25 protein-coding genes are annotated in these 24211 nt (G+C 28.3%); 8 read left to right on the forward strand and 17 right to left on the reverse strand.

What is annotated here, in order from left to right; all coding sequences use genetic code 11:
• Window positions 1–63: 63 nt before the first annotated feature.
• Window positions 64–1959: a M61 family metallopeptidase gene (locus AC1XJX_RS09020; RefSeq protein ID WP_482003649.1), complete on the reverse strand. Its 1896-nt coding sequence runs from the start codon at window positions 1957–1959 to the stop codon at window positions 64–66.
• Window positions 1960–2061: 102 nt separating this feature from the next.
• Here AC1XJX_RS09020 and AC1XJX_RS09025 point away from each other — a divergent pair, with 102 nt between their 5' ends.
• Genes AC1XJX_RS09025 through AC1XJX_RS09045 form a run of 5 tightly spaced genes read left to right on the forward strand, consistent with a single transcriptional unit; the run spans window position 2062 to window position 7278 of the window.
• On the forward strand, window positions 2062–3069 hold the full coding sequence (locus AC1XJX_RS09025) for a glycosyltransferase family 2 protein (RefSeq protein ID WP_482003650.1): 1008 nt from the start codon (window positions 2062–2064) through the stop codon (window positions 3067–3069).
• Between the two features lie 39 nt (window positions 3070–3108).
• Window positions 3109–5034 (forward strand): vWA domain-containing protein, encoded by a 1926-nt coding sequence (locus AC1XJX_RS09030; RefSeq protein WP_482003651.1) that lies wholly within the window; start codon window positions 3109–3111, stop codon window positions 5032–5034.
• Window positions 5031–6284, forward strand: a complete 1254-nt coding sequence (locus AC1XJX_RS09035; protein ID WP_482003652.1) for a dihydroorotase — start codon at window positions 5031–5033, stop codon at window positions 6282–6284. The genes AC1XJX_RS09030 and AC1XJX_RS09035 overlap by 4 nt, the downstream gene beginning before the upstream one ends.
• Before the next feature lie 7 nt (window positions 6285–6291).
• Entirely contained in the window at window positions 6292–6621 is a 330-nt protein-coding gene (locus AC1XJX_RS09040) for a DUF4870 domain-containing protein (RefSeq protein WP_482003653.1), read from the forward strand.
• Window positions 6622–7278 (forward strand): alpha/beta hydrolase, encoded by a 657-nt coding sequence (locus AC1XJX_RS09045; protein WP_482003654.1) that lies wholly within the window; start codon window positions 6622–6624, stop codon window positions 7276–7278.
• Window positions 7279–7797: 519 nt separating this feature from the next.
• On the opposite strand, the gene AC1XJX_RS09050 is transcribed toward AC1XJX_RS09045, so the two are convergent.
• The 15 genes from AC1XJX_RS09050 to AC1XJX_RS09120 all read right to left on the reverse strand — a co-directional run bounded on the left by AC1XJX_RS09050 (window position 7798) and on the right by AC1XJX_RS09120 (window position 21240).
• The gene (locus AC1XJX_RS09050) at window positions 7798–8502 is read right to left on the reverse strand and encodes a response regulator transcription factor (protein ID WP_482003655.1); all 705 of its coding nucleotides are present in this window, start codon (window positions 8500–8502) and stop codon (window positions 7798–7800) included.
• Between the two features lie 4 nt (window positions 8503–8506).
• A complete protein-coding gene (locus tag AC1XJX_RS09055; protein ID WP_482003656.1) occupies window positions 8507–10039 on the reverse strand; it encodes a sensor histidine kinase in 1533 nt (510 codons plus the stop codon).
• Window positions 10040–10138: 99 nt separating this feature from the next.
• Window positions 10139–10738: a dephospho-CoA kinase gene (gene coaE, locus AC1XJX_RS09060; RefSeq protein WP_482003657.1), complete on the reverse strand. Its 600-nt coding sequence runs from the start codon at window positions 10736–10738 to the stop codon at window positions 10139–10141.
• Entirely contained in the window at window positions 10735–11691 is a 957-nt protein-coding gene (locus AC1XJX_RS09065) for a CdaR family protein (RefSeq protein WP_482003658.1), read from the reverse strand. Before AC1XJX_RS09065 ends, coaE begins: the two co-directional genes overlap by 4 nt.
• Window positions 11688–12698, reverse strand: coding sequence for a glycosyltransferase family 2 protein (locus tag AC1XJX_RS09070; RefSeq protein WP_482003659.1), 1011 nt, complete (start codon window positions 12696–12698; stop codon window positions 11688–11690). Before AC1XJX_RS09070 ends, AC1XJX_RS09065 begins: the two co-directional genes overlap by 4 nt.
• 182 nt (window positions 12699–12880) lie before the next feature.
• Window positions 12881–13696 (reverse strand): enoyl-ACP reductase FabI, encoded by an 816-nt coding sequence (locus AC1XJX_RS09075; RefSeq protein ID WP_482003660.1) that lies wholly within the window; start codon window positions 13694–13696, stop codon window positions 12881–12883.
• A gap of 90 nt (window positions 13697–13786) precedes the next feature.
• Window positions 13787–15439 carry a DNA repair protein RecN gene (gene recN / locus AC1XJX_RS09080; protein WP_482003661.1) on the reverse strand — a complete coding sequence of 551 codons (1653 nt, stop codon included), beginning with the start codon at window positions 15437–15439 and terminating at the stop codon, window positions 13787–13789.
• Window positions 15440–15500: 61 nt separating this feature from the next.
• A complete protein-coding gene (gene porD, locus AC1XJX_RS09085; protein ID WP_482003662.1) occupies window positions 15501–16388 on the reverse strand; it encodes a type IX secretion system protein PorD in 888 nt (295 codons plus the stop codon).
• A complete protein-coding gene (gene coaBC, locus AC1XJX_RS09090) occupies window positions 16388–17593 on the reverse strand; it encodes a bifunctional phosphopantothenoylcysteine decarboxylase/phosphopantothenate--cysteine ligase CoaBC (protein ID WP_482003663.1) in 1206 nt (401 codons plus the stop codon). The genes porD and coaBC overlap by 1 nt, the downstream gene beginning before the upstream one ends.
• A gap of 8 nt (window positions 17594–17601) precedes the next feature.
• Complete coding sequence (locus AC1XJX_RS09095; RefSeq protein ID WP_308992127.1) at window positions 17602–17931, reverse strand: DNA-directed RNA polymerase subunit omega; 330 nt, start codon at window positions 17929–17931, stop codon at window positions 17602–17604.
• 12 nt (window positions 17932–17943) lie between these two features.
• Complete coding sequence (locus AC1XJX_RS09100) at window positions 17944–18798, reverse strand: outer membrane protein assembly factor BamD (RefSeq protein WP_482003664.1); 855 nt, start codon at window positions 18796–18798, stop codon at window positions 17944–17946.
• Between the two features lie 110 nt (window positions 18799–18908).
• On the reverse strand, window positions 18909–19193 hold the full coding sequence (locus tag AC1XJX_RS09105) for a hypothetical protein (RefSeq protein WP_482003699.1): 285 nt from the start codon (window positions 19191–19193) through the stop codon (window positions 18909–18911).
• A 69-nt stretch (window positions 19194–19262) separates the two neighbouring features.
• Entirely contained in the window at window positions 19263–19592 is a 330-nt protein-coding gene (locus AC1XJX_RS09110) for an ion channel (protein WP_482003700.1), read from the reverse strand.
• A 240-nt stretch (window positions 19593–19832) separates the two neighbouring features.
• Window positions 19833–20711: a 4-hydroxy-tetrahydrodipicolinate synthase gene (dapA, locus tag AC1XJX_RS09115; protein ID WP_482003665.1), complete on the reverse strand. Its 879-nt coding sequence runs from the start codon at window positions 20709–20711 to the stop codon at window positions 19833–19835.
• A gap of 7 nt (window positions 20712–20718) precedes the next feature.
• The gene (locus AC1XJX_RS09120; protein WP_482003666.1) at window positions 20719–21240 is read right to left on the reverse strand and encodes a DUF6913 domain-containing protein; all 522 of its coding nucleotides are present in this window, start codon (window positions 21238–21240) and stop codon (window positions 20719–20721) included.
• 58 nt (window positions 21241–21298) lie between these two features.
• On the opposite strand from AC1XJX_RS09120, the gene AC1XJX_RS09125 reads away from it, so the two are divergent.
• The 3 genes from AC1XJX_RS09125 to AC1XJX_RS09135 all read left to right on the forward strand — a co-directional run bounded on the left by AC1XJX_RS09125 (window position 21299) and on the right by AC1XJX_RS09135 (window position 23428).
• The gene (locus tag AC1XJX_RS09125; protein WP_482003667.1) at window positions 21299–22057 is read left to right on the forward strand and encodes a 5'-nucleotidase C-terminal domain-containing protein; all 759 of its coding nucleotides are present in this window, start codon (window positions 21299–21301) and stop codon (window positions 22055–22057) included.
• Window positions 22058–22062: 5 nt separating this feature from the next.
• Window positions 22063–22980, forward strand: coding sequence for a bifunctional metallophosphatase/5'-nucleotidase (locus AC1XJX_RS09130; protein ID WP_482003668.1), 918 nt, complete (start codon window positions 22063–22065; stop codon window positions 22978–22980).
• Between the two features lie 73 nt (window positions 22981–23053).
• Window positions 23054–23428: a DoxX family protein gene (locus AC1XJX_RS09135; RefSeq protein ID WP_482003669.1), complete on the forward strand. Its 375-nt coding sequence runs from the start codon at window positions 23054–23056 to the stop codon at window positions 23426–23428.
• Window positions 23429–23442: 14 nt separating this feature from the next.
• Here the strand turns inward: AC1XJX_RS09135 and AC1XJX_RS09140 are convergent, their stop codons facing one another.
• Complete coding sequence (locus AC1XJX_RS09140; RefSeq protein WP_482003670.1) at window positions 23443–24204, reverse strand: hypothetical protein; 762 nt, start codon at window positions 24202–24204, stop codon at window positions 23443–23445.
• Window positions 24205–24211: the final 7 nt, after the last annotated feature.

Genomic DNA, 24211 nt, shown 5'->3' on the forward strand with positions numbered 1-24211 from the left:
AATAAAAACTACAAAAAAAAAGACTGGATATTACCAGTCTTTTTTTCTTTTAATAATAAAATATTATCCCTTTAACCAAGCATTTCGTGTAGCTTTTTGAGCATCTGTAGCATCTTCTCTTTCCATAATACCCTTACCATTTGTAAATGTTTTAGTTGTAGTTGTTTTAATAAATACTTCTTCTTCATTTCTTTCTAATTTAACATCAACTTCTTTTCCAGGCTTCCAACTAAAAACTTGCTGTAAAACTTGGTTAGCGTTTTGCATTGTTAAATCTGTACCGTCAATAGATTTTATAATATCGTTTGGTAGTGCGCCGTTATCAGCCCAAAAACTATTATTTAATACAGCATCAGTAAAGAAAATTGTTCCTTTAACTGGGTCACCACTAACAATTGGCATTCCGCCCATTAAAATATAATTAGTCTCAACTTTACCTTCGCTAATTTCTAAACCTACTTTTTCAAAAAAATCGTTATAGCTTATTGGAATATCTCCTACAACATGGGTATTTAAAAATTCTCCAACAGATGGAAAAGTCATAGCTGTAATTTCATCAATTAACTTATCATCTTCAAATGGTTTATTTTTTCCGTACTTATTAGATAATTCTTTCATTAAGGATAAAATACCTCTATTACCATTACTTTCTTCACGCATTAAAATATCAATACACATGCCAATTAAAGCACCCTTTTGGTATACATTTAAATATTGATCTTTGTAAGGAGCTTTTAAAACATTTTCGCTCATGATAGTAAAACTCATCGCATCATTTAAACGCTTAGATCCCTGAATTTTATCCATGATTTTATTGAAGAAGTCATCCTCAGTAACCAAATCTTCATCTACTTGAAATAACGTAGCAAAATATTCAGTAACACCTTCATACATCCATAAATGCTTAGAAAAAGTTGGGTTGTTGTAATCAAAATAATGTACATCTTCAGAGTGTACACTTAAGGGCGTAACAATATGAAAAAACTCATGCGAAACAACATCAATCATACTTTCAGCTAAAGCCGCCTCATCCATTGATTCTGGCAAAACTACTACTGTAGAAGTATGATGCTCTAAAGCACCAAATCCTTTAGGAGAATCTTCTTTTCCTTCAGATAAATACAAATAGATATCATAACGAGGTGTAGAATTGATATCACCTAAATAGTTTTTTTGAGCTTGCATCATTTTTAATACAGTCTCTTTTAAAGATTTTGCTGAGTGCACTTTATTTGGAGAAAACACACTTAAAACAATTTTAATATCACCAACTTGAAATTCTTCAACCTCCAAATCTCCGTACATCATTGGATTATCTGTAATATCAAAATATCTGGGTGCAAAATAACTTGTAGTAATATTTTTTCCATCTTCACCTGCTTTTTCACTCACATTTTGTAAAGCTGAAGTGCGCACAAATTCTGAAGACGCAGTGATATCTAATTTATATTGATTGTTTTTTAAAGAATCAAAATATCCTATAAAACCGTGTAAATTTAAAACGTAATTATTGGCTTCAATATTGGTTCCTGCTGGAGAAAAAGGTTGCTCCTCTCCAATACCACCTTGTTCTTCAATATCAAACGTATCGTTAACTAAATACGTTATTTTATCTAATTGTTTAGCATTAGTAATAGTCCAAGAATTTACATCAATTTTACTTACAGGCATTTCGTCCCCGTTATAATCTAAAGCCTTAAAATCATCTATATACTTTCCAAAATCACTAACAGAATAGGTTCCTTGAACAACTCTTGGTAATCTATAAATTACAGTTTCTTCTGCGAAACGTCCTGGATTTATTACCACAGGTGCTTTATCATTTTCAATATTAGATAAATTAATTGAAGTCTCTATTGGCAAGTTTACTGCTAAACCGTTAACATTATTTTTAGTTGAACCACAACTAGCTAAAAGCAAACTTCCTATTGTAAAAGCGGAAAAAAATCTAATTTTCATCTATGTTATTTTTAGTTTTTTAAGTGACGTCGAAATTACTATTATGTTACATGTTATCATCTTAATTTTTTGTTAAAATGAGTTATTGTGTATATTCGCTTTATGCAAAAAAAATTAGTTAGCATACTTACACCTTTTAAGAATACAAAAGCTTTTATAGCAGATTGTTTAAAATCTATTTTAGAACAAACTTATTCAAATTGGGAACTTATAATTGTTGATGATCATTCAACAGATGATAGCTACCTCGTAGTGAAATATTTTGCTGAAAAAGATTCCAGAATTAAGCTCATCAAAAATTCAGGAAATGGCATTATCGAAGCCTTACAATTAGCCTTTTCAATTAGTAAAGGCGAATTTATAACTCGAATGGATAGTGATGATATAATGACACCAAATAAACTCGAAGTTTTAGTTAGTAATTTACTAAACTATGGTAAAAAACATGTAGCAACTGGTTTAGTTTCTTATTTTTCTGATCAAGGGATTAGTAATGGCTATAAAAAATATGAGCATTGGTTAAATTCTTTAACTAAAAATGGTACAAATTATTCTGAAATTTACAAAGAATGTGTAATTGCATCTCCATGCTGGATGACATACAGAGAAGATTTGATTGCTTGTGAAGGTTTTAATCCAAACAGATATCCAGAAGATTACGATTTAACTTTTAGGTTTTACAAATACCAATATAAATGTATCCCTTGCAACGAAGTTTTACACCTTTGGCGGGATTATAGTTACCGTACCTCAAGAACGCACAAGCATTATGCTTTAAATTATTTTTTAGATATAAAACTATTTTACTTTTTAGAAATAGATTACAACCCTAATAAAATCTTGATAGTTTGGGGTGCAGGCTTTAAAGGAAAAAAAATTGCTCAGACATTTATAGAAAAAAACATTACCTTTGAATGGATATGTGATAATCCAAATAAAATTGATAGAGTAATTTATGATAAAAAATTAAAGTCTTTTAATTTTTTAGAAAACATAACCAATACGCAAAGTATTATTACGGTTGCAAATGAAAATTCTCAAAAAGAAATAAAAAGCTACATGCATAACCTAAATTTAAAGCCAATTGAAGATTATATTTTCTTCTGTTAATAAAAAAAAATATGTAGCTTTGAAAAATCTAAATACGACATGCAGTTTAAACACCCCGAACTTCTTTACGCGCTATTTTTACTGCTCATTCCTATTATCGTTCATTTATTTCAATTACGAAAATTTCAAAAAGTAGATTTTACAAATGTGGCCTTTTTAAAAGAAGCTACCTTACAAACCCGTAAAAGTTCACAAATAAAAAAATGGTTAATTCTTTTTACTAGGTTATTACTAATAGCAGCTTTAGTTTTCTCCTTTGCACAACCCTTTACATCAAAAACAAATAAATTTAAAACTAAAAAAGAAACGGTTATTTATCTAGATAACTCCTTTAGTATGCAAGCTAAAGGTGTAAAAGGAGAACTTTTAAAACGAGCTGTACAAGATATTATTAATAATATACCAGAGGATGAAAACATCACTTTAATTACAAATGAAAATATTTATAAAAACACGATTATAAAAACCATTAAAAACGATTTATTAAAACTTAATTATTCCTCTAATAAATTATCATTAGAAGCTGCTTTATTAAAAAGCAAATCCACTTTCAATGCTAAAAAAAATATTTTAAAAAACTTAGTTTTTATAAGCGACTTTCAAGAAGACAAGTCTAAATTCAATCCAAAAACAGATTCTTTAACAAATTTACTTTTTGTAAAATTATCACCTGTAAACACCAATAATGTAGCTATTGATAGTGTTTATATTTCTAAAACATCAGCTACATCATTATCTTTAAATGTATTATTAAAAAATAGTGGTGTTCCTATTGAAAATTTACCTATTTCATTGTTTAATAATGATAAACTTATAGCTAAAACATCTGTTAGGATTGAAAAAACAGCTGAAACTATATTTTCTATTCCAAACAACGAAGTTATAAATGGTAAAATCACCATTGATGACAGTCATTTAGAGTTTGATAACATATTATATTTCAACATAAATGAAGCTTCTAAAATTAATGTTTTAGTTATTAATGCCTCTGATGATAATTTTTTAAAGCGCATTTTTACTGAAAACGAATTCAATTACACAGTAGCCCAAGAAAACCAATTAGATTATAATATAATTGAAAAACAAAACTTAATTATATTAAATGAATTAAAAGAAATTCCTGTAGCTTTAAATACCATTTTAAAACAATTTGCTTCAAATGATGGTAGTATTCTTGTTATTCCATCAAAAGAAATAAATATTAATTCATACAATCAACTATTAACTAATTACAATGCAAGTTTTAATATTTTAAACCCTTCTGAAAAACAAATAACAAACATTAATTACGCACACCCTTTATATAACAATGGTGTTTTTGAGAAAGAGGTTAGTAATTTTCAATATCCCAAAGTCAATAGTTTTTACGATATCAATTCAAACAATATATCATATGTTTTACAATTTGAAGATGGGAAAGTTTTCTTGGGTCAAACTCAAAAAATATTTTTATTTTCTTCGGCTTTAAATGAAGAAAATTCTAGTTTTAAAAATTCACCATTAATAGTTCCAACACTTTATAACATTGCAAAACAAAGTTTTAAAATACCAAGATTATATTACACCATTGGAAAAGAAAATACTTATGGAATTGAAACTCAATTGCAACAAGATGCAGTACTCTCATTGGTTAAAGATGATATAAATTTGATTCCAAAACAACAATACTTTAACAATAAGGTGGTTTTAGAAACTATAAACGAACCCATTATTGCTGGAACCTATTCAATTAATAATAAAACGGATGTTTTAAAAAAGATTAGCTATAATTATGATAGAAATGAAAGTGATTTAGTTTACCAAAATATTCTTAATTCTGATCAAATAAAGCAAAGTAACTCAATAACCGAAATTTTCGATTCGATAAAAAGTGACTCAAAAGTTAATGCTCTATGGAAATGGTTTGTTATTTTTGCACTAGCTTTATTGATTATTGAATTAGTTATCTTAAAATTCTTTAAATGAATATACTAATAAAATCTGCTACCATTATAGATTCCAAAAGTGAGTTTCATAATACAACTCAGGATATTTTAATTGAAAATGGTGTGATTGCTGAAATTGCCTACAACATTAAAAACCCAAAAAAATATCAAGAAACTTCTTTTAATAATCTATATGTTTCTCAAGGTTGGTTTGACAGTAGTGTGTGTTTTGGAGAACCTGGGTTTGAAGAAAGAGAAACTATTGAAAACGGACTTAAAACAGCAGCATCTTCAGGTTTTACAGCAATTGCTCTTAATGCCAATACAAATCCGGTAATTGATTGCAATTCAGATATTACTTTTTTACACTCAAAAGCTAGTAAAAGTGCTGTTACTTTATTACCTATAGGGGCTTTAACAGCTGGTGCAAAAGGAGAAGATTTAGCAGAACTCTTTGATATGAATACTGCTGGCGCTTGCGCATTTTATGATTACAAAAAGCCAATTTCTAACCCTAATCTTATGAAGATTGCTTTACAATATGCAAATAATTTTGATGGTTTAGTTTGCTCGTTTCCTCAAGAAAATAAAATTGCGGGGAATGGTGTAATGAATGAACATATTGCTAGTACAAAGCTTGGTTTAAAAGGCATTCCAACTTTAGCTGAATCATTACAAGTAGCTAGAGATTTATTTATATTAGAATATACTGGTGGAAAATTACATATTCCTACTATATCTTCAGCAGATTCAGTATCATTGATTAGAGAAGCTAAAAAGAAAAAATTAGATGTTACATGTAGTGTTGCTATTCATAATTTATATTTTACAGATAAATCTTTACATGATTTTAATACACATTTTAAAGTGTTACCTCCATTAAGAACACAATTAGATATTGATGCTTTAATTGAAGGTATTAAAGATGGGAGTATAGATATGATTACAAGTGACCACAACCCGTTGGATATTGAACATAAAAAAATAGAATTTGATCATGCTTCTTATGGTACAATTGGTTTAGAAAGTGCCTTTGGTGCTCTTCAAAATATATTTACTTTAAAAAAATCAATTGAACTTTTAACAAAAGGTAAATCTCGATTTGGTATAAAAAACACTTCTATAAATATTGGTGAAAAAGCAGATTTATCACTCTTTAATCCTGACGAAAAATACACATTCACTAAGCATAATATTATTTCAAAATCCAAAAATGCGATATTTGAAAATGAAATATTAAAAGGAAAAGTTTACGGTGTTGTATCAAATAATCAAGTACATTTAAATTAATTAACAAATGACTAATCAAGATATTCAAGAAGGTAAAACATTAGCCATTGTTTCATATTTCACGTTTGTTGGACTCATAATAGCTATTATTCAAAATCTAAATAAAAAAAATCCTTTTACTGCCTTTCATAGCAGACAAATGCTAGGTTTAATTTTATTACTCATTTTCTCAAATGTAACTGAGAAATATGTTAACAGTTGGTTGGGAACCCTATTTTGGTTTGCAACTTTTATATTTTGGGTTTTTGGATTAATAAATGCTATTAATGGTGAAGCAAAATTAGCACCATTTTTTGGAAAATTATTTCAAGATTGGTTTTCAAATGTTGGTAAATAAATGAAAAACACATCCCTTTCTCTAGATCATATAGTTAGAAAATCTACTCGAAATGAGTACGCACCTTTATTAATCATGTTGCATGGTTATGGTAGCGATGAAAACGACTTATTCTCATTTGCCTCTGAATTACCTGAAGAACTTTTTATCATTTCAGTAAAAGCACCTTATGCCATTCAACCTTTTGGAAATGCCTGGTACGCGATTAATTTTGATGCTGAAAAAGGAAAATGGAGCGATCATGAACAAGCAAAAGAATCAAGAGATTTAATTGCTAAATTTATTGATGAAGTTCTAGTTATATATCCTGTAAATAAAGATAATGTAACCCTTTTAGGATTTAGTCAAGGTAGTATTTTAAGTTACGCTTTAGCTTTAACTTATCCGGAAAAAGTTAAAAATATCGTAGCTTTAAGCGGATATGTTAATCAAGATATTATTTCTGGTAATCTTATAGAAAAAGATTATTCTAACTTAGATTTTTATTGCTCTCATGGTAGTGTTGATCAAGTGATTCCAGTAGATTGGGCCAGACAAACCGTTCCTTTTTTAAAGAATTTAAATATTAAGCATAAATATTCAGAATTTCCTGTTGGGCATGGTGTAGCTCCACAAAATTTTTATGAATTTAAAAATTGGTTACTTGAGAGAATTTAGGATAACTTTTAGTGTGTTTTTAATATTCATTATTTTTTTTAATTGTAATTCTTAGAATGATGAATGTAACAAAACTATTATTATACCTCAATTTTATTGGATAAACAATCAATCATATAGATATGATACTACATTAGAGGTTCGTTGTGATTTCCCAGAACCTGAAACACCAAAACTAATTGAACCACCGGTATTAAAAAACTTTACTTATGAAGTCATAAGTTTTAACTTTATTCCAGATACTGGAAATAATACCTCTAGATTACAATTTGAAATTAAACTCAATAACAATAATAACTTTACAGTACAAGGAATACCAATATTAACATTAAATTCTGATGGTATAGAATTTACTGGGAGCTACTCCTCCAGCGCTTCAATTCCTTGCTATAATATTGATGCTAATTCTAATTGTATATTAACATACAATTCAGAATCATCTTTAGAATTAGTAATCGTAAATTCAATCGAACTTATTAATGCATCCTATTATTTAATTAATTATCTTATTGTAAACTTTTATTCATTTATAACAAGCCTAAAACCTTCACCATGAATATTTAATATCTCTACCTTTTCATCAAGTTTTAAATATTTACGCAATTTTGCAATATATACATCCATACTTCGTGATGTAAAGTAATTATCATCACGCCAAATTTTTGTTAATGCTAATTCTCGTGGCATTAAATCGTTTTCATGTAAAGCTAATAAACGTAACAATTCGTTTTCTTTTGGTGATAATTTGACGGGGTCACCTCCGTTAAATTTTAAGAAACGAAGTTTCGAATTTAAATCAAATTTTCCTATTTTAAATTCAAATTGCTTACTATCAGAAATTGTTTCTGTAGCTTTACGTTGAATGATTGCTTTTATTTTCATTAATAGAACCTCGCTATCAAAAGGTTTATTTAGGTAATCATCAGCTCCCACTTTATAACCTTTTAACACATCTTCCTTCATGGTTTTAGCTGTTAAAAATACAATAGGTACTTCTGTATTTTTCTCTCTTATTTCTTTAGCTAAAGTAAAACCATCTTTATAAGGCATCATAACATCCAAGATGCACAAATCGAAATCATCTTTTTTAAATTTCTCAAAGCCTTCCATACCATTTTTAGCATGAGTAACTTCATAATCATTCATCATTAAATAATCTTTTAGAATAGTTCCAAAATTAGGATCATCTTCTACTAATAATATTCTTTTTTTATGCTCTTCCATAGTTTTATGATATTAATGGAAGCTTTATTATAAAAGTGCTTCCTTTTTCTTTTTCTGATTCGACTGATACATGACCTTGATGGTCTTCTACTATTCTTTTTACGTAGGCTAAGCCTAAACCATGCCCTTTAACGTTGTGTATATTTCCTGTGTGTTCTCTATAAAATTTCTCGAACACTCTTTTGGCAACAGCTTTACTCATACCGCTACCATGATCTTTCACTTTTAATAAAATATAAGTTCCTATATTTTCGGTGTAAACTTCTATTTTTGGTGCATTTGGAGAGTACTTTATCGCATTATCCAAAATATTTACAATAACGTTTGTAAAGTGCGTCTCATTTGCTAAAACTGATGCATTTTCAGCATCTAAAAATGTTTTTATATAACCTTGTCTATCTTCTACAATAAGTTCAACGTGTGTTATCGCATCTTCAATTAAGTCGTGTAAATCAACTCTATCCTTACTTATATTTAGCTCATTTTTTTCTAGTTTAGATATTCTTAATACATTTTCAACCTGAGCGTGCATACGCTTGTTTTCCTCTTTTATCATAGTAAGGTAACGAATTACCTTCTCTTTATCATCAATTACCTTAGGATTTCTTATGGCATCTAAAGCTAAATTTATTGTCGCTATAGGTGTTTTAAATTCATGCGTCATGTTGTTTATGAAATCACTTTTAATTTCTGATATTTTTCGTTGTTTTAAAAGTTGATATAGCGCACTTGAATAAGCTATTATAATTATAGATGTAAATAAAATTGATAATAAAATCATGCCCATTATAGTTGACAAAATAAATTTTTTATCATCTGGAAAATTCACCAAAAGTTTATATAAACTTTGATTGTTTTCGTCATAAAATATAGGGACACTATAAGTAGAATTAACTTTATTCTCAAAATTATCGCTACTCACTTTTGTTGCTAAATCACTACTATAAATGGCAAACTCAAAATCTATATTAATATCATATTTAGAAAGTTTTTCAGATAATAATTTTCTAATTTCAGCTTCTGAAACTCTTTTATGAATTGGTTTTCTTTTAAAAACTTCTTTAAAATTTTTTTTAAAAGATAATTTTTGGGCTTCATCTATAGTACCACTTCTTATAATATTGGTAATTGGACTTTTCAAATCTTTTTCTGCAGAGTCTACGTCACTATAAATTTCTGTAGTAGAATTTCCAATAATATTTGTAATATCAAGGCTATCTAAACCGATGTCAAAGAGCGAGGAAGAGAGTTTATAATTCTCTTCTAATACATTACTTTTATAGATGAGTGTTTCTTTAGTACTGTTATTTTTTCGGTAAATTAATAACTGAGAAACAGCATCTTCATCTGCCTTTTTTTCTTTATCTAAACTTAAATATTCAGAAAAATACTGTTCAAATTCATTCTCTTCTATTGTATTAGACACATTATTTAATACTGTAACTACATTATATTTAAAGCGTTCTTTTTCGTTATTTACAGAACCTTTTATGTAATAAGCTTGTATAGATATGATGCCTACAAGTGATAAACTCATTAATATTATCAGTAGAATGAATATTCTTTTGCTCATCAATCAAAATTAACATTTTAACATTTAGCAGTCTTATCTTTTAACCTTACATTAACAAAAATGTTAAATTTTAAGAATATCAGCTTTTTTTATAATTGCACTATGTATTTTTAGAATTTGATTTTTTGTATTAGCTAAACTTACATTGTTAATTACATAATCTGAATTCTTTATTTTTTTCTCCTCAGGCCATTGATTTTTCATAATTGCTTCAATCTTCTCCTTTGTAGTATGATCTCGTTTTAAAAGACGCTCTATACGTAAAGCTTTGTTAGCAGTAACTGTTATTACGTAATCACACAGTTTATATCCACCACTTTCAAATAATATGGCTACTTCCTTAATAATATAAGTTGAAGTTTGCTTTTTAACCCATTTATCAAATTGCAAAGCAACTTTTGGATGAACTATCGCATTCATCTTTCTTAAATAGATAGGGTCGTTAAAAATAATATTCCCTAAAAAAGGTTTATTAAGCTCACCATTTATATAGGCTTCATTTCCAAATAATTGAATCAATTTCCGTTTGATAACTTTTGATTTACGCATCAAATTTTTAGCTTCTTCATCAGCAATAAAAACTGGCACTCCTAAAAGATTAAATTCTTTTGCAACCGTAGTTTTACCACTACCAATACCTCCTGTTAAGCCTACAATTATCATTTAGTTATTATAAATTCAATACGTTGTTGATTAATTTTAGAATTTTTAACTTCTGAGGGGATTTTTGAAAACTCAGGAATTAAAAACGACTGGTTATCATTAATTTTATTGTAATCACAAATAATTTTAAAATCTTTACTTGTAATTTTACTGTAATTACTTAAACTAACGTTAAACGATACACCCACAGTTTTTGGGAAAAATTTTAATTCAATCTGTTTAGGTTGATTGATGATAACGATAGGTATATTTAAAGAACCCTCTGTAAACTTTTCAACTTTTGCTTTTAACAAAACGTATGTGTTAGAAAACTTTAAATCCTTATTGTTTTTAGGTAATTTCAACCTAGCTTGTGATGATAAATCTTCTCTAATATCTTTTATAATTATAGCTTCTGTCTCTAAATAGTTAATTTCGTTAACTATTATATTTGGACCTACGATAACAACAGAATCGGGTTCTGAAATCAAATCTGAAGCCATATCAAAACCAGGTATAAAATTAATAGTTGCATTGACTTTCACAGGTATTTTTTTTACCAAGTTTACACCATACCTAAACATCAAGGTATCTGGAGATAAATTAAGCAATTCTACTTCCTTATCAAACTGTGTGTTTTTTAAATAAGCAGCAGACTTATTCCATAAAAATAAACCCTCTTTCTTGTAAACATCTTTGCTAAAATCAATTTCAATTTTAGGATTTGAAAAATAATATTTAAGCCATTTAAAACCATGTGTTTTTAAAGTGATATTAAGTTTGATAGAATCACTTAAAATAATGTTTTCTTGAGGCACATTAAGTTTTTCAATTTCGAAAGCTAATGTGTTTGTATAATCTTTTGATAGTTTTAAAACGATTAGAATGATAAATGCTGAAAACAAAAACAAAAAAAACACATTGATTTTTCTGTTTTTAAAAGAAGAAATAATTTCTGATTTCAGATTTTTCATCGTTTCAAATTAAAAAATAATTCTGGAAAATACGTTTCTGGTTTATTATTTAATATAGAAACTACAAAGGTAGATTTTAAAAAAGCAAAACCATATCCAAAAAATTGTACTAAAATAGCTAATAATGATAGTAATGAGACCACAAAATTTTTAGTAGACTCTAAGGCAACACTAAAAACTATCATAAAATACAAAATATAAGCTAATAAAAACCATTTAAAATTCAATAAAAACAAACATAAAGAAAGTATAAAACCTACAACAAATAGTGTTGGAAACCAATACGTTATTTTTTTTGATTTAGGATGCCATATACTTAGAATAGGACGAACTAAACCAAATTTATACACTTGTTTATAAAATTTAATTAAAGAAATGCGACGTTTATGGTATATAAAAGCTTCGGGGATTAATTTTGTTTTAAATCCTAAATTCCAAAGACGCATAGATAAATCTGGATCTTCACCAGGATGTATATTCCCAAAACCTTTTGAGACTTCAAAAGCTTTTTTAGAAAGACCCATATTAAAACTTCTAGGTTGAAACTTATTTACGCTTTTATTATTTCCCCTTATACCGCCTGTGGTTATAAATGAAGTCATAGAGAAATTTATGGCTTTTTGAAGATTTGTAAAAGATGGATGTGCTGCATCTGGTCCGCCAAAACAATCTACATAACTCTCATTCAAACTTTTAAAAACACTATTTAAATAGTTTTTTGGCACAATACAATCACTATCTAAAATGACAAAATAATTACCTTTAGCCTTTTTCATACCGAAGTTTCTTGAATCTCCGGGACCGGAGTTTTCCTTAAAGAAATAGGAAATATTTAGTTTGTTTTTGTACCTATCAACGACATATTTTGATGGTTTGGTTGAGCCATCTTCAATGATTACTATCTCAAAAGGAAATTCAGTTTCTAAAGCTTCAAAACTTTGTAAAAGTTCTTGTATTTCGTCTGGACGATTAAAAACTGGAATTATAAATGAAATTTGTAGTTGCATGAAACTAGTTTGTTACGCTTGCGTTAGGGATTGAAGCTAGCTACTGTGTAGCGCGAAAAGCCCGACCCTGACTTTTTCAGGGTAACGCCCAAATTATATTAATTTACACAAATGTAACCAATATGAACAAAAAAGCCACCTTAATTAAGATGGCTGATTATATATATTATATAAATAATTTATTATTCTCCTGTGAAGGTACTCATTACGGCATTACTTACACCCATATTACTAAATCCACCGTCGTTATATAGGTTTTGTAGTGTTACACGTTTTGTTAAATCGCTAAACATTGCTACTGTATAATTAGCACAATCTAAAGCAGTTGCATTACCTAGTGGCGACATTTTTTCGGCGTAAGCAATAAAACCATCAAATCCTTTTACACCACTACCAGCAGTTGTTGGCGTAGGCGATTGAGAAATTGTATTTACACGCACTTTTTTATCAACTCCAAAGAAATATCCAAAACTACGTGCTATACTTTCTAAATAAGCTTTATTATCGGCCATATCGTTATAATCTGGAAATACACGTTGCGCAGCCATATAAGTTAGAGCTACAATACTACCCCACTCGTTCATCGCATCGCTTTTGTAAAGTGTTTGCATTAATTTATGGAAAGACATCGCAGAAACATCGGTTCCTTTTTGGGTCCAATCATAATTTTGATCGGTGTAATGTTTTCCTTTTCTCACGTTAATTGACATACCAATAGAATGTAAAACAAAATCAATTTTCCCACCTAAAATCTCCATTGATTTATCTACCAAATTTTGTAAATCCTCTAAAGAAGTAGCGTCAGCAGGAATGATTTGAGAACCTGTTTTTTCGGCTAACTCATTAATTTGCCCCATCCGCATGGCTACAGGCGCATTTGTTAAAACAAAACTTCCGCCTTCTTCATGAACGCGTTCTGCTGTTTTCCAAGCAATTGAGTTTGAGTCTAAGGCTCCAAAAATGATTCCTTTTTTTCCTTTTAATAAATTGTATGACATAATTGTAATTTTATGTATTGATTAGTTTATGCGTTTTAAGTATAACAGGGACAAAAGTAATAAACTTTGAACGTTAAACTTTAACTTTTTTTAATTCAGTAATTCTTTAGCATGAGCAATGGCTGATGATGACATTTCTAAACCTCCTAACATTTGAGCAATTTCAACAATACGTTCATCGTGATTTAATTTTACTAGGTTGGTTTGAGTTACATCATTTACATCCTCTTTAAATACTTTAAAATGAGAATGTCCTTTTGCTGCAATTTGTGGTAAATGAGTTATTGAAAATACTTGCATGGTTTTACTCATTTGCAACATAATATCTCCCATTTTATTAGATATTTCTCCAGAAACTCCCGTATCAATCTCATCAAACATAATGGTAGGCAATTGAATATATTTTGCTAAAACTGATTTTATAGCTAACATAATTCTTGATAATTCTCCTCCCGATGCTGCTTTTTTAAGCTCATTAAAACTTCCACCTTTATTTGCTGAAAATAAAAATGATAATTCGTCTTTTCCGTTAGCATGAAACAAATTAGTAAATACTAAATCTATTTTAAATTGAGCATTTGACATTCCTAAACTTGCTAAGATGTTTTCTAACTGATTTTTTAACTCAGGAATCACTTTTAAACGATTGGTATTAATAGTTTTAGCAATAGTAGTCAATTCAATTTCTTTGGCTTTAATTTCCTTTTGCTTTTTATTAATAGTATCATCTAAATTTTCAGTAATAGAAACCTTTTCATCTAGTTGATTTTTTATTTCAATAAGTTCTGGAATAGAAACGACCACATGTTTTTGCATCAAATTATGAAGTATTTTAAGCTTAGAATCTACAAACTCTAGCCTATTTGGATCTGCATCCAAACAATCTTGCAATCTGTTTATTTCAGTGAATACATCGTCAATTTCAATTAAACTACTTTGCGTTCTATTAAAAATATCTTCATATTTTGTAGCATACGATGCTAATTTTTGAAGTGTATTTTTTAATGATGTTAATGATGCTATAACACCTATTTGCTCTTCGCTCAACAATTGGTATGCTTCAGAAAGTTTTTCTTGAATAATTTCTACATTATTTAACGTTTCATATTCTTCCTCAAGAGTTTCTAATTCACCTTCAACTAAATTAGCCTCAGTCAATTCATTTAGCAAGAATGAATTATAATCATGCTCTTTTATTGCTTCAGCTTGAAATACTATAAGTTCTTTTAAGTCCTTCTGAAGCAATTTGTAAGCCTTTAACTGATGTTTAAATAGAAGCAACTCATCTTCGTTTTTAGCTAAAGCATCAATTACTTGAAATTGAAATTCATTACTGGTAAGCTCTAAAGTTTGATGTTGTGAATGAATATCAATTAAACGTTCTCCTAATAATTGTAAACTATTTAAATTTACAGGGGAATCGTTTACAAAGGCTCTTGATTTACCTGAAGGTAATATCTCTCTTCTTATGATGGTTAACGTTTCAAAATCAAAATCTTCAGCTAAAAAAAAAGCTTTTAGATTATAGTTTGAAATATTAAAAACGGCTTCAATGACACATTTTTCCTCAGGATTTTTCAAACTACTTAAATCAGCACGCTTACCCAAAATCAAAGATAAACCACCCAGCAAAATAGATTTTCCAGCACCAGTTTCACCTGTAATTATGGAAAAACCATCTTTAAAATCTACTTGAAGATTATCAATTAACGCGTAATTTTTTATCGAAAGTGATGTGAGCAAAATTTTATTTATTATTTAATTATAAAATAAATATAGTGAATGACTTTAAAAAAAGTAGCTATTAAAACTTAATATTTTGCCATTTGCTACTGTACATCGGTGCAATTCTTTGAAGAGTTTCTTTTACACTAGATATATTAACACTAGGGCCATCAGAAAAAATCTGCTCTATTTCATCAGCTTTAGCATCAAAAAAAGTTCTCAGAATAAAAGAATTTGGTCTACGACTATTCATTGTTTGGAACTGTTTTAAAGAATTTGCTATTGCATCCTTTCCAGATTTAGCATTATCACTCATAACATCTAAACCATTTCTGTGGTAACTATACATAACGCCTCTATATTCTTTAAAAGTCGGTGATAAAACATTGTCAATTAGTGCAAACCTACTCAATAAACCATCTTCTAATTTCCATCCTTTAAAATTTCCTTGTTGAGAATAATTTAATATGATTTGTGCTTGTTTATAGTAATCATCACCACCTTTTTCTGTAAACGAATCGGCATCTAAAGCTAATATCATGTAAACATGAAATGCTAAAACGGATATCAAATTAGATTCGAATTGAGAAGGATTGAAAATTAAATTTTGAAATTCTAAATATTGAAAATTAAAATCTTTATCATTAAAATTGTAGACAGGTGTATTAAATGAAGATCCATAAACAGGCCTAGAGGATTGTACTTGTAATGAAGCTTGAAACGACTCGCCACTGTAAGCAGAAACATTTACAACCATACTGCAGTCTATGCGCTCCTGCGATTTAAATGTTTTATTTGTCCATTTTGTATTGTTAATAAACTCTATAAGTTGTTTTTCTAGAGTCTTAAATATTGGAAAATTCTCATTACCAGTTAATTGAGCATTAACAACTACATTACAATTTAGTTCTTGAGAAAACCCGTTAAAAATAAATACAAAAAAGAATAGAATTAGAATATTACGCATCAAATTTCTGAAATAATTTTATTTAATAAATCCGAAGCTACTTCAGCTTTAGATTTCAATTCAAACTCAGTGATATTTTCTTTATCATCAATAAAAGTAACTTTGTTAGTCTCGGTTTTAAAGCCAGCTCCTTTATCATTCAACGAATTTAAGACAATTAAATTTAAATTCTTCTTTTTTAATTTCCCTATGGCATTTTCTAGTTCATCATTAGTTTCTAAAGCAAACCCAACTAAATATTGTTGTTTTCGAATAGCTCCTAAAGATGCTAAAATATCTTTTGTTTTCTCTAACTCTAAATTAAACGTATCAGACTTCTTTTTTATTTTCTGAGTAGCAACTTCTTTTGGTTTGAAATCCGCAACTGCAGCAGATAGTATGGCTACATCTACATTATCAAAGTATCGATGAGCTTCATCATACATATTTTGGGCGCTTGTAACGTGTATAATATTTATTAAACTATGTGATACTTTTTGATGCGTTGGTCCAGTAACTAAAATAACTTGAGCACCATTATTTGCTGCTGCCTTAGCAATTTCAAATCCCATTTTACCACTAGAATGATTTCCAATAAAACGAACTGGATCTATAGCTTCATAGGTTGGACCAGCAGTTATTAATACTTTTTTTCCGCGAAGAGGAAGTTTATCTAAAATATTATTTTCAATAAAAGAAATAATATCTTCTGGCTCTGCCATTCTTCCTTCTCCAACTAAACCACTTGCTAATTCTCCACTGGTTGCAGGAATCATAATATTACCATAACTTTTTAGAGTTGCAAACGAAGTGATTGTACTTTGGTGCTTATACATATCTAAATCCATGGCTGGTGCAAAATATACTGGGCATTTTACAGATAAATACGTAGCTAATAATAAATTATCACAAACACCATTAGACATTTTAGATAGCGTATTGGCTGTTGCGGGAGCTATAATAAACAAATCAGCCCAAAGACCTAAGTCCACATGATTATTCCATACAGCATTATCATCTTCATCGTTTGTAAAAGAAGAATAAACTGGATGTTTTGAAAGTGTTGAAAGAGTTAAAGGTGTTATAAAATCTTTTGAAGATGGCGTCATAACTACTTTTACGTATGCGCCTGATTTTACAAACAATCTTACTAACGAAGCTGTTTTATAAGCGGCAATACCACCACTAATTCCTAATAGTATGTTCTTGCCGCTTAATATTGACATTTTAAAAATTATTCCTGATTATCTTCTTCAGTATTTCTAAAATAGATTTTATCAGTTAACCATTCTTGAACGGCTAAAGCATGAGGTTTTGGTAATTTTTCATAAAATTTAGATACCTCAATTTGCTCTTTATTTTCAAAGATTTCTTCAAGACTATCATTATAAGTAGCAAACTCTTCTAACTTATCAATAAGTTCTTTTTTAATCTCTGTGTTAATTTGTTCTGCGCGTCTTGCAATGATAGAAATTGATTCGTAGATGTTCTCTGTCGGCTCATCTATTTGGTTTCTATCGTACGTTATTGTATTGACTGGAGCGTTGGTTTTTTTTAAATCCATGGTTATTATTATTTAACTTTTTGTGCTGTAATTTTTTAATTCTTCTTCTACATCCATAGATATTTTATTCACACTTTCAATATATTTTGAATTAGCAAATATTTTTTTAAATGTATCTGAATATTCTTTTGCCATTTCTAGACGTTCTTTCTTTAAATATACCAAACCGTTTTGTATGGTATTTTTGTATTCAACACTATTCATGGCTTGTTGATATACTGCATCTAACCTAAAATACAAGGCATCTTCTCTTAGAGTGGAACCTGGGAATTCAAAAAGAAAATTGTCAAACGATTTTATCGCCGCATTAAAATCTTTAGTATAACCTGGTGCTATATCACTATATTTTTTAGCTATTTCAAAAGCCTTTTTTTCTAATTTAAAATCTAATTCTTTAATTAGTTTGTTAGCATCTTTGACATATTGTGAATCTGGAAATAAATTAATAAACTCTTGTAATTTCTCAATAGCTCCTTTTGTTTCTTTTTGATCTTTTGTATAAAGCGGTGACAACATGTAATAACTTTTTGCTGCTAAGTAAGATGCCTCTTCAAGCTTCTCACTTTTTGGGTAACTTGAAGCAAAACGTTCAAATTGGTATCCAGATGTATAAAAATCTTTCATTTCATAGAATGAATTTGAATACAAATACATTAGTTTCTCTGCCTGTGGTTTTCCTCTATAATTGGGTACAATTTGTGCAAAAAGTCTATTAGCTTTGATAAATTTACCTTCATTATATAAGTCTTCACCCATTTTAAATTTTTCAGCAATAGCCCCTTCTCCATCAGCTTTTAAAGCCTTTTGGTATTCACTACAACTACTTATAATGGTTGATATTAAAAAAATGTAAAAAAAATTCTTCATAGATTTTTAAACAGGATGCAAAATTACGTTAATAATATGGATTTTAAAAATAATATTTAAGTGCTAAATTAACCCCATGATTTTAAGCAATCCTTGGGTTTAAGTAATATTTAACTTTTTATAGATTCTATAACATCAAAAAGCTTGTAATCTAAAACCATTTTACCATTATTGTAATAATAATAGGCTTTTGCCAACTTATGATTAGGAGAAATCTCATTTAAAACATAAGAATGCATTTGATGAACTTCTTGATTAAATGATTCATCATAATAGCTAATCATAACTAACAACTCACCATGTTGATTAAGAACTTCATCATTTGTAAAATCAAACAACGGACTATCTTTATTTATTTCATGAACGATTGTCCAAGTTGTTGGTAAATAGTTTATTGTATCTCTCTCTAGCTTTAATGCATAAAAAAAGTTTTCATAACCACCAAAATTATTCTGTTTTGAAAGTTATAATGTTATAGCTATTTTTGGATAAATCATAGTAGTCTTTCTGTTATTTACTATCCTAAACATCATAGTTGTTGTATCATTATAATCCCTCAGGATTAAATTTTTACTAAAACGAATAGCAGCTTTTGGTTTTGAAAAACGCCCATAAATTAAGCCTGTAACAAAGGCAAACAACATTAATCCTAAAAATGCTTCAAGAGATGATATGATGCCACTAGCCATACCGTGAGATGCCATCAAACCATAACCTAAAGTAGTAAAGGTTTGTATTGAAAAGAAAAAAGCATTAAAAAAATCACTAATTAAATTCCCTGTTGTAGGAATAATCTATTCAATACCTAGAAGCAAGTATATTAGTGCAAAAAATGAATTAATTATAAAAACAAATAAAAAGGTTAATATAAAAAAATGTATCCAAGAAATATTTACAAGATAGTGATAAGACTCAGAAAAATTTTTAGATTTATTCAAGTAAATTAAATTAAAAGATCCATCTGTATTCATCATTCGCTTTGCATGTGGGGAAGATGAATTGCCTAAACCAGGATCTTTTATTACTTTCAATTCTTAAAAATTTGCTACAAACCTATTTATTTTATCTTTTAAATTTTGAGATGCTGGCACTAAAGGTAGTCTAACAGTACTTTGACATAAATTTAAAGCTTCAAAAACTGCTTTAATTCCTGCAGGGTTGTTTTCTTCAAAAATATAACCAATAACATCCATTAAATTATAATGAAACTTATAAGCCTCTTTAGCATCTCCATTTAAACCTAAACGAATCATTTCAGAAAATGATTTAGGAAACCCTTGACCTATTACCGAAATTACTCCAGCTCCTCCTGCCAAAACAACTCCTAAAGCCAAATCATCATCCCCAGAGATTACTAAAAAATCTTCTGGCTTATTTTTTATTAAATCAAAATATTGAGACATATTATTCCCAGCCTCTTTTACGGCTATAATATTATCGAAATCATTTGCTAATCTTAACGTTGTAGCAGATTCCATATTTTTTGAAGTTCTACCTGGAACATTATACAAAATAATATCAATTGGAGATGCCTCAGAAATAGCTTTAAAATGCTGGTAAATACCTTCTTGAGTTGGTTTGCTGTAGTAAGGAGAAACCGATAAAATAGCATCAATGTTACTCAAATCAGTCGATTTTATTTCTTCAATAACTTGCATTGTATTGTTACCACCTATACCCAAAACCATTGGAACTCTACCTTTATTAGCATGTGTAATAGTTTTTATAATAGCCTTTTTTTCTTCTTTAGTAATTGTCACACTTTCTCCAGTTGTTCCTGAAATTACAAGATATTCAATGCCATTTTCAATATTGAAATTAACAATATTTATTAAAGCATCGTGATCAATAGTTAAATCTGTTTTTAGAGGTGTTATTAACGCAACACCGGTTCCTATAAACTTACTGTTCATTATTTTTTTAATTAATTTTATTTAGTATTGTTAAATATTTAAAAACCTCTTTTTGGAAAACATCAAACTGATTGATATTGGTTTTGACAATTAAATCATTTAAACGTTCATCTGTTTGAAAAATGCTAATTTTAAACTTTGATTCAGATAAGGCAGTTATCAGTTTTATTTCTAAAACTTCTTTTTCATAATAACTAATTAAAGCATCAAATTTGATGTCTAAAAAAGATTGCAACTCGATATTCTTAATGTCTCCATTCCAGCCAAAATCATTAGGATTAAAACATAAATCCCAAGAATTTAAATCATATTTCTTTTTTTTCGAAAAGGCAATAATTTTTATTTTGTTAGGCCTTATATTTAAATGTTTAGCCAGTTTTCTAAATAATTCAAAATCACCAAATTCATCAATATTCAAGATAACGCCTAAACTTTCAATCTTACTATCAACAATACTTAATTGCCGTTCTGTTAGTAATTTGTTTAAGTATTTTTTATTAGATTTTTCTTTAAAACCTTTTAAAATCATATATCTTTATACTTTGCACAAAGGTAGCAAAAGTACACTCAAAATTTCTGATTTAAATATGAGGTTTACACATTTATTTATTTTGTTATATATTTTTATTTTTTCGAGTTGTAAACAGGAAAAATATAACCTAACTAAGATTGAAGGTTTACGTATCGAAATTAACGATAGTATAGCTATTAATACTGAAATAGAAACATATATTAAACCCTACAGAGATAACATTCAAAAAGATTTAGATAGTGTTTTAGCTTATTCAGTAGCTACTTATACAAAAACAGATGGCGAATTAAATACAGCAATTGGTAATTTTATGGCCGATGTTATTTACGATGAAGCTAACCCCATTTTTAAAAGCAGAACTGGACATGATATTGATATGGTTTTATTAAATCATGGAGGAATTAGGTCTATTTTATCAAAAGGTAATATTACAAAAAGAACTGCTTTTGAACTCATGCCATTTGAGAACAGCATTGTGGTTGTAGCCTTAAAAAGAGAGCAAATTGATAGCTTAATTTTATATTTAAGCAAAGCCAAAAGAGCACATCCATTATCAAAACTTAAACTTACTTTAGATAAAGACTTTAAAATTATTGAAGCTAAAATAAAAGGAAATAAAATTGATAATAATAAAACATATTATGTTGCTACCAATGATTATTTATACAACGGAGGTGATAACATGAATTTCTTTAAAACAAACGATAGTCTCTATGTTTTAAATTATAAAGTTAGAAACGCTTTAATTGATAATTTTATAAAAAATGACACGATTAGACCAGTTATTGACGATAGATTCACTCAAATTAAATAAACTAGATGAAACGTAGAAATTTTATTCAACAAGCAACTGCTGGAACAGCATTAATATCTCTTAGTAGTTTAGGATTACAATCATTTACTTCTTCATCTAAAACCTCAAAAATTACCATTTTACATACTAATGATGTACATAGCCATATTGATGCTTTTGGACCTGAAGACGGAAGAAACGCAAACAAAGGCGGTGTTGCTAGACGAGCTAGTTTAATTGAAACTTTTAAAAATGAAAATCCCAACACGTTACTTTTAGATGCAGGAGATATATTTCAAGGTACACCCTATTTTAACTATTATGGAGGTGAGTTGGAATTTAAACTAATGAGTAAATTAAAATACGATGCTTCAACGCTTGGTAATCATGATTTTGATAATGGTATTGATGGTTTGTATGCACAATTACCATATGCAAAATTTGAATTTCTTAGTGCTAACTACGATTTTTCTAATACCGTTATGAATACTCATACAAAACCTTACAAAATATTTAAAAAAGAAAATATTAAAATTGGTGTTTTTGGCTTGGGTATAGAACTAGATGGCTTGGTAGACCCTGCCATGTTTAAAGAAACAAAGTATTTAGATCCTATTGAAATAACTCAAGATATGACTCGAATTTTAAAAGAGGAAGAGCAATGCGATTTAATAATTTGTTTATCTCATTTAGGTTATAATTACAGAAACAATGAAACTAAAATTAGTGATTTAAAACTTGCTACTGCTACTAAAGATATTGACTTAATTATTGGCGGACACACACATACTTTTTTACCAAAACCAACGGTTATGAAAAATTTGGAAGGCCATAACGTATTAATAAATCAAGTAGGCTGTTATGGACTTTATCTTGGAAAAATAGATTTTTATTTTGATTCTAACAAAAACAAATCAGCTTCTGGGACTTCAATAATTGTATAGTTATAAACTACTTTTTTTGTTTGGTAAGAAAAAAAAATTATAACGTCTAACTTCCATACTAAACAAATAAATTATGAAAAAACATTTGCCTTTAATATTAAGAATCATTTTAGCGGTTATTTTAATACAAACACTTCGATTTAAATTTTATGCACATCCTGATAGCGTTTACATCTTTGAAAAAGTAGGCTTAGAACCTTACGGAAGAATAGGAATTGGAATTCTAGAATTAATAGCGGGTATTTTATTAATAATCCCCAGAACCGTTTGGATTGGCGCTACCTTTACTTTAGTCGTTATTGGCGGAGCCATCATAATGCATTTAACTCGACTAGGAATAGAAATAAAAAATGATGGAGGCTTACTTTTTGCAACAGCTATAATTACCTTTATTTTATCTGCTATTATTTTATTTATTTACAAAAAAGACGTACCATTTTTTAATTAAATTTTTAATTAAAGTTAATCTGCAATAATATAATTTTCTTCTTCTTGTTTTTCAATTTCATTATATTCCAACTTAGATTGTTGAAAGTAAAAGTAAAATGCCACGATAGCTAATGTGGTACCTAATATATTTATTAAACTTCTCTGTGCTATATATATATAAGCTATATCTAAAACTTCAGAGAAAACTATAAACAAAGAACCTAAAAAAAGGTATAAAGATTTTTTGTTATCTCTGTAGAAAAAATTTAATAGAGAAGCAGAAAGCAATAACAGTACTACTATATTATAAATTAACTCTATAAAATAGTCATATTTATAGATAAGATTAGGTTCTACAACTACTTGTAAAACATAAACTAAATATATATTCAAAATTGTTAAAACTAGTATGTGAATTTTACAGCAATTAAAAACATGAGCAAAATTTAAAGAACTAGATATTTGAAAGAAAAGAAATAAATAGGCTAAAATATACAAGCTATTACCTATATAATAATCATATTCATAATAAATACTTGCTTCATCATTTGGTGTAAAATAATACAGTATATTGTCTGTAATTATACCATAAATATCTGAAATTGAATATATTAATAGAAACATTAAAAATAATCTACTTTTATTTTTAACAAAAACTAAATATATAATGGCTATTAGAGGAATAATTAAAGAATTTAAATGAAAGGCTATATTATATTCCCCTGTAGCTTCAAAAAAAGCAAACAATATATAGAGTATTAATATGGATGTTACTAAAATTTTTGACTTTGACATAACAGCA

It is taken from the genome of Flaviramulus sp. (assembly GCF_982512915.1).

Coding starts and splice junctions, on each gene's coding strand:
- AC1XJX_RS09020 (WP_482003649.1), bottom strand. CDS start 1,959: ATGAAAATTAGATTTTTTTCCGCTTTTACAATAGGAAGTTTGCTTTTA.
- AC1XJX_RS09025 (WP_482003650.1), top strand. CDS start 2,062: ATGCAAAAAAAATTAGTTAGCATACTTACACCTTTTAAGAATACAAAA.
- AC1XJX_RS09030 (WP_482003651.1), top strand. CDS start 3,109: ATGCAGTTTAAACACCCCGAACTTCTTTACGCGCTATTTTTACTGCTC.
- AC1XJX_RS09035 (WP_482003652.1), top strand. CDS start 5,031: ATGAATATACTAATAAAATCTGCTACCATTATAGATTCCAAAAGTGAG.
- AC1XJX_RS09040 (WP_482003653.1), top strand. CDS start 6,292: ATGACTAATCAAGATATTCAAGAAGGTAAAACATTAGCCATTGTTTCA.
- AC1XJX_RS09045 (WP_482003654.1), top strand. CDS start 6,622: ATGAAAAACACATCCCTTTCTCTAGATCATATAGTTAGAAAATCTACT.
- AC1XJX_RS09050 (WP_482003655.1), bottom strand. CDS start 8,502: ATGGAAGAGCATAAAAAAAGAATATTATTAGTAGAAGATGATCCTAAT.
- AC1XJX_RS09055 (WP_482003656.1), bottom strand. CDS start 10,039: ATGAGTTTATCACTTGTAGGCATCATATCTATACAAGCTTATTACATA.
- coaE (WP_482003657.1), bottom strand. CDS start 10,738: ATGATAATTGTAGGCTTAACAGGAGGTATTGGTAGTGGTAAAACTACG.
- AC1XJX_RS09065 (WP_482003658.1), bottom strand. CDS start 11,691: ATGAAAAATCTGAAATCAGAAATTATTTCTTCTTTTAAAAACAGAAAA.
- AC1XJX_RS09070 (WP_482003659.1), bottom strand. CDS start 12,698: ATGCAACTACAAATTTCATTTATAATTCCAGTTTTTAATCGTCCAGAC.
- AC1XJX_RS09075 (WP_482003660.1), bottom strand. CDS start 13,696: ATGTCATACAATTTATTAAAAGGAAAAAAAGGAATCATTTTTGGAGCC.
- porD (WP_482003662.1), bottom strand. CDS start 16,388: ATGCGTAATATTCTAATTCTATTCTTTTTTGTATTTATTTTTAACGGG.
- coaBC (WP_482003663.1), bottom strand. CDS start 17,593: ATGTCAATATTAAGCGGCAAGAACATACTATTAGGAATTAGTGGTGGT.
- AC1XJX_RS09095 (WP_308992127.1), bottom strand. CDS start 17,931: ATGGATTTAAAAAAAACCAACGCTCCAGTCAATACAATAACGTACGAT.
- AC1XJX_RS09100 (WP_482003664.1), bottom strand. CDS start 18,798: ATGAAGAATTTTTTTTACATTTTTTTAATATCAACCATTATAAGTAGT.
- dapA (WP_482003665.1), bottom strand. CDS start 20,711: ATGAACAGTAAGTTTATAGGAACCGGTGTTGCGTTAATAACACCTCTA.
- AC1XJX_RS09120 (WP_482003666.1), bottom strand. CDS start 21,240: ATGATTTTAAAAGGTTTTAAAGAAAAATCTAATAAAAAATACTTAAAC.
- AC1XJX_RS09125 (WP_482003667.1), top strand. CDS start 21,299: ATGAGGTTTACACATTTATTTATTTTGTTATATATTTTTATTTTTTCG.
- AC1XJX_RS09130 (WP_482003668.1), top strand. CDS start 22,063: ATGAAACGTAGAAATTTTATTCAACAAGCAACTGCTGGAACAGCATTA.
- AC1XJX_RS09135 (WP_482003669.1), top strand. CDS start 23,054: ATGAAAAAACATTTGCCTTTAATATTAAGAATCATTTTAGCGGTTATT.
- AC1XJX_RS09140 (WP_482003670.1), bottom strand. CDS start 24,204: ATGTCAAAGTCAAAAATTTTAGTAACATCCATATTAATACTCTATATA.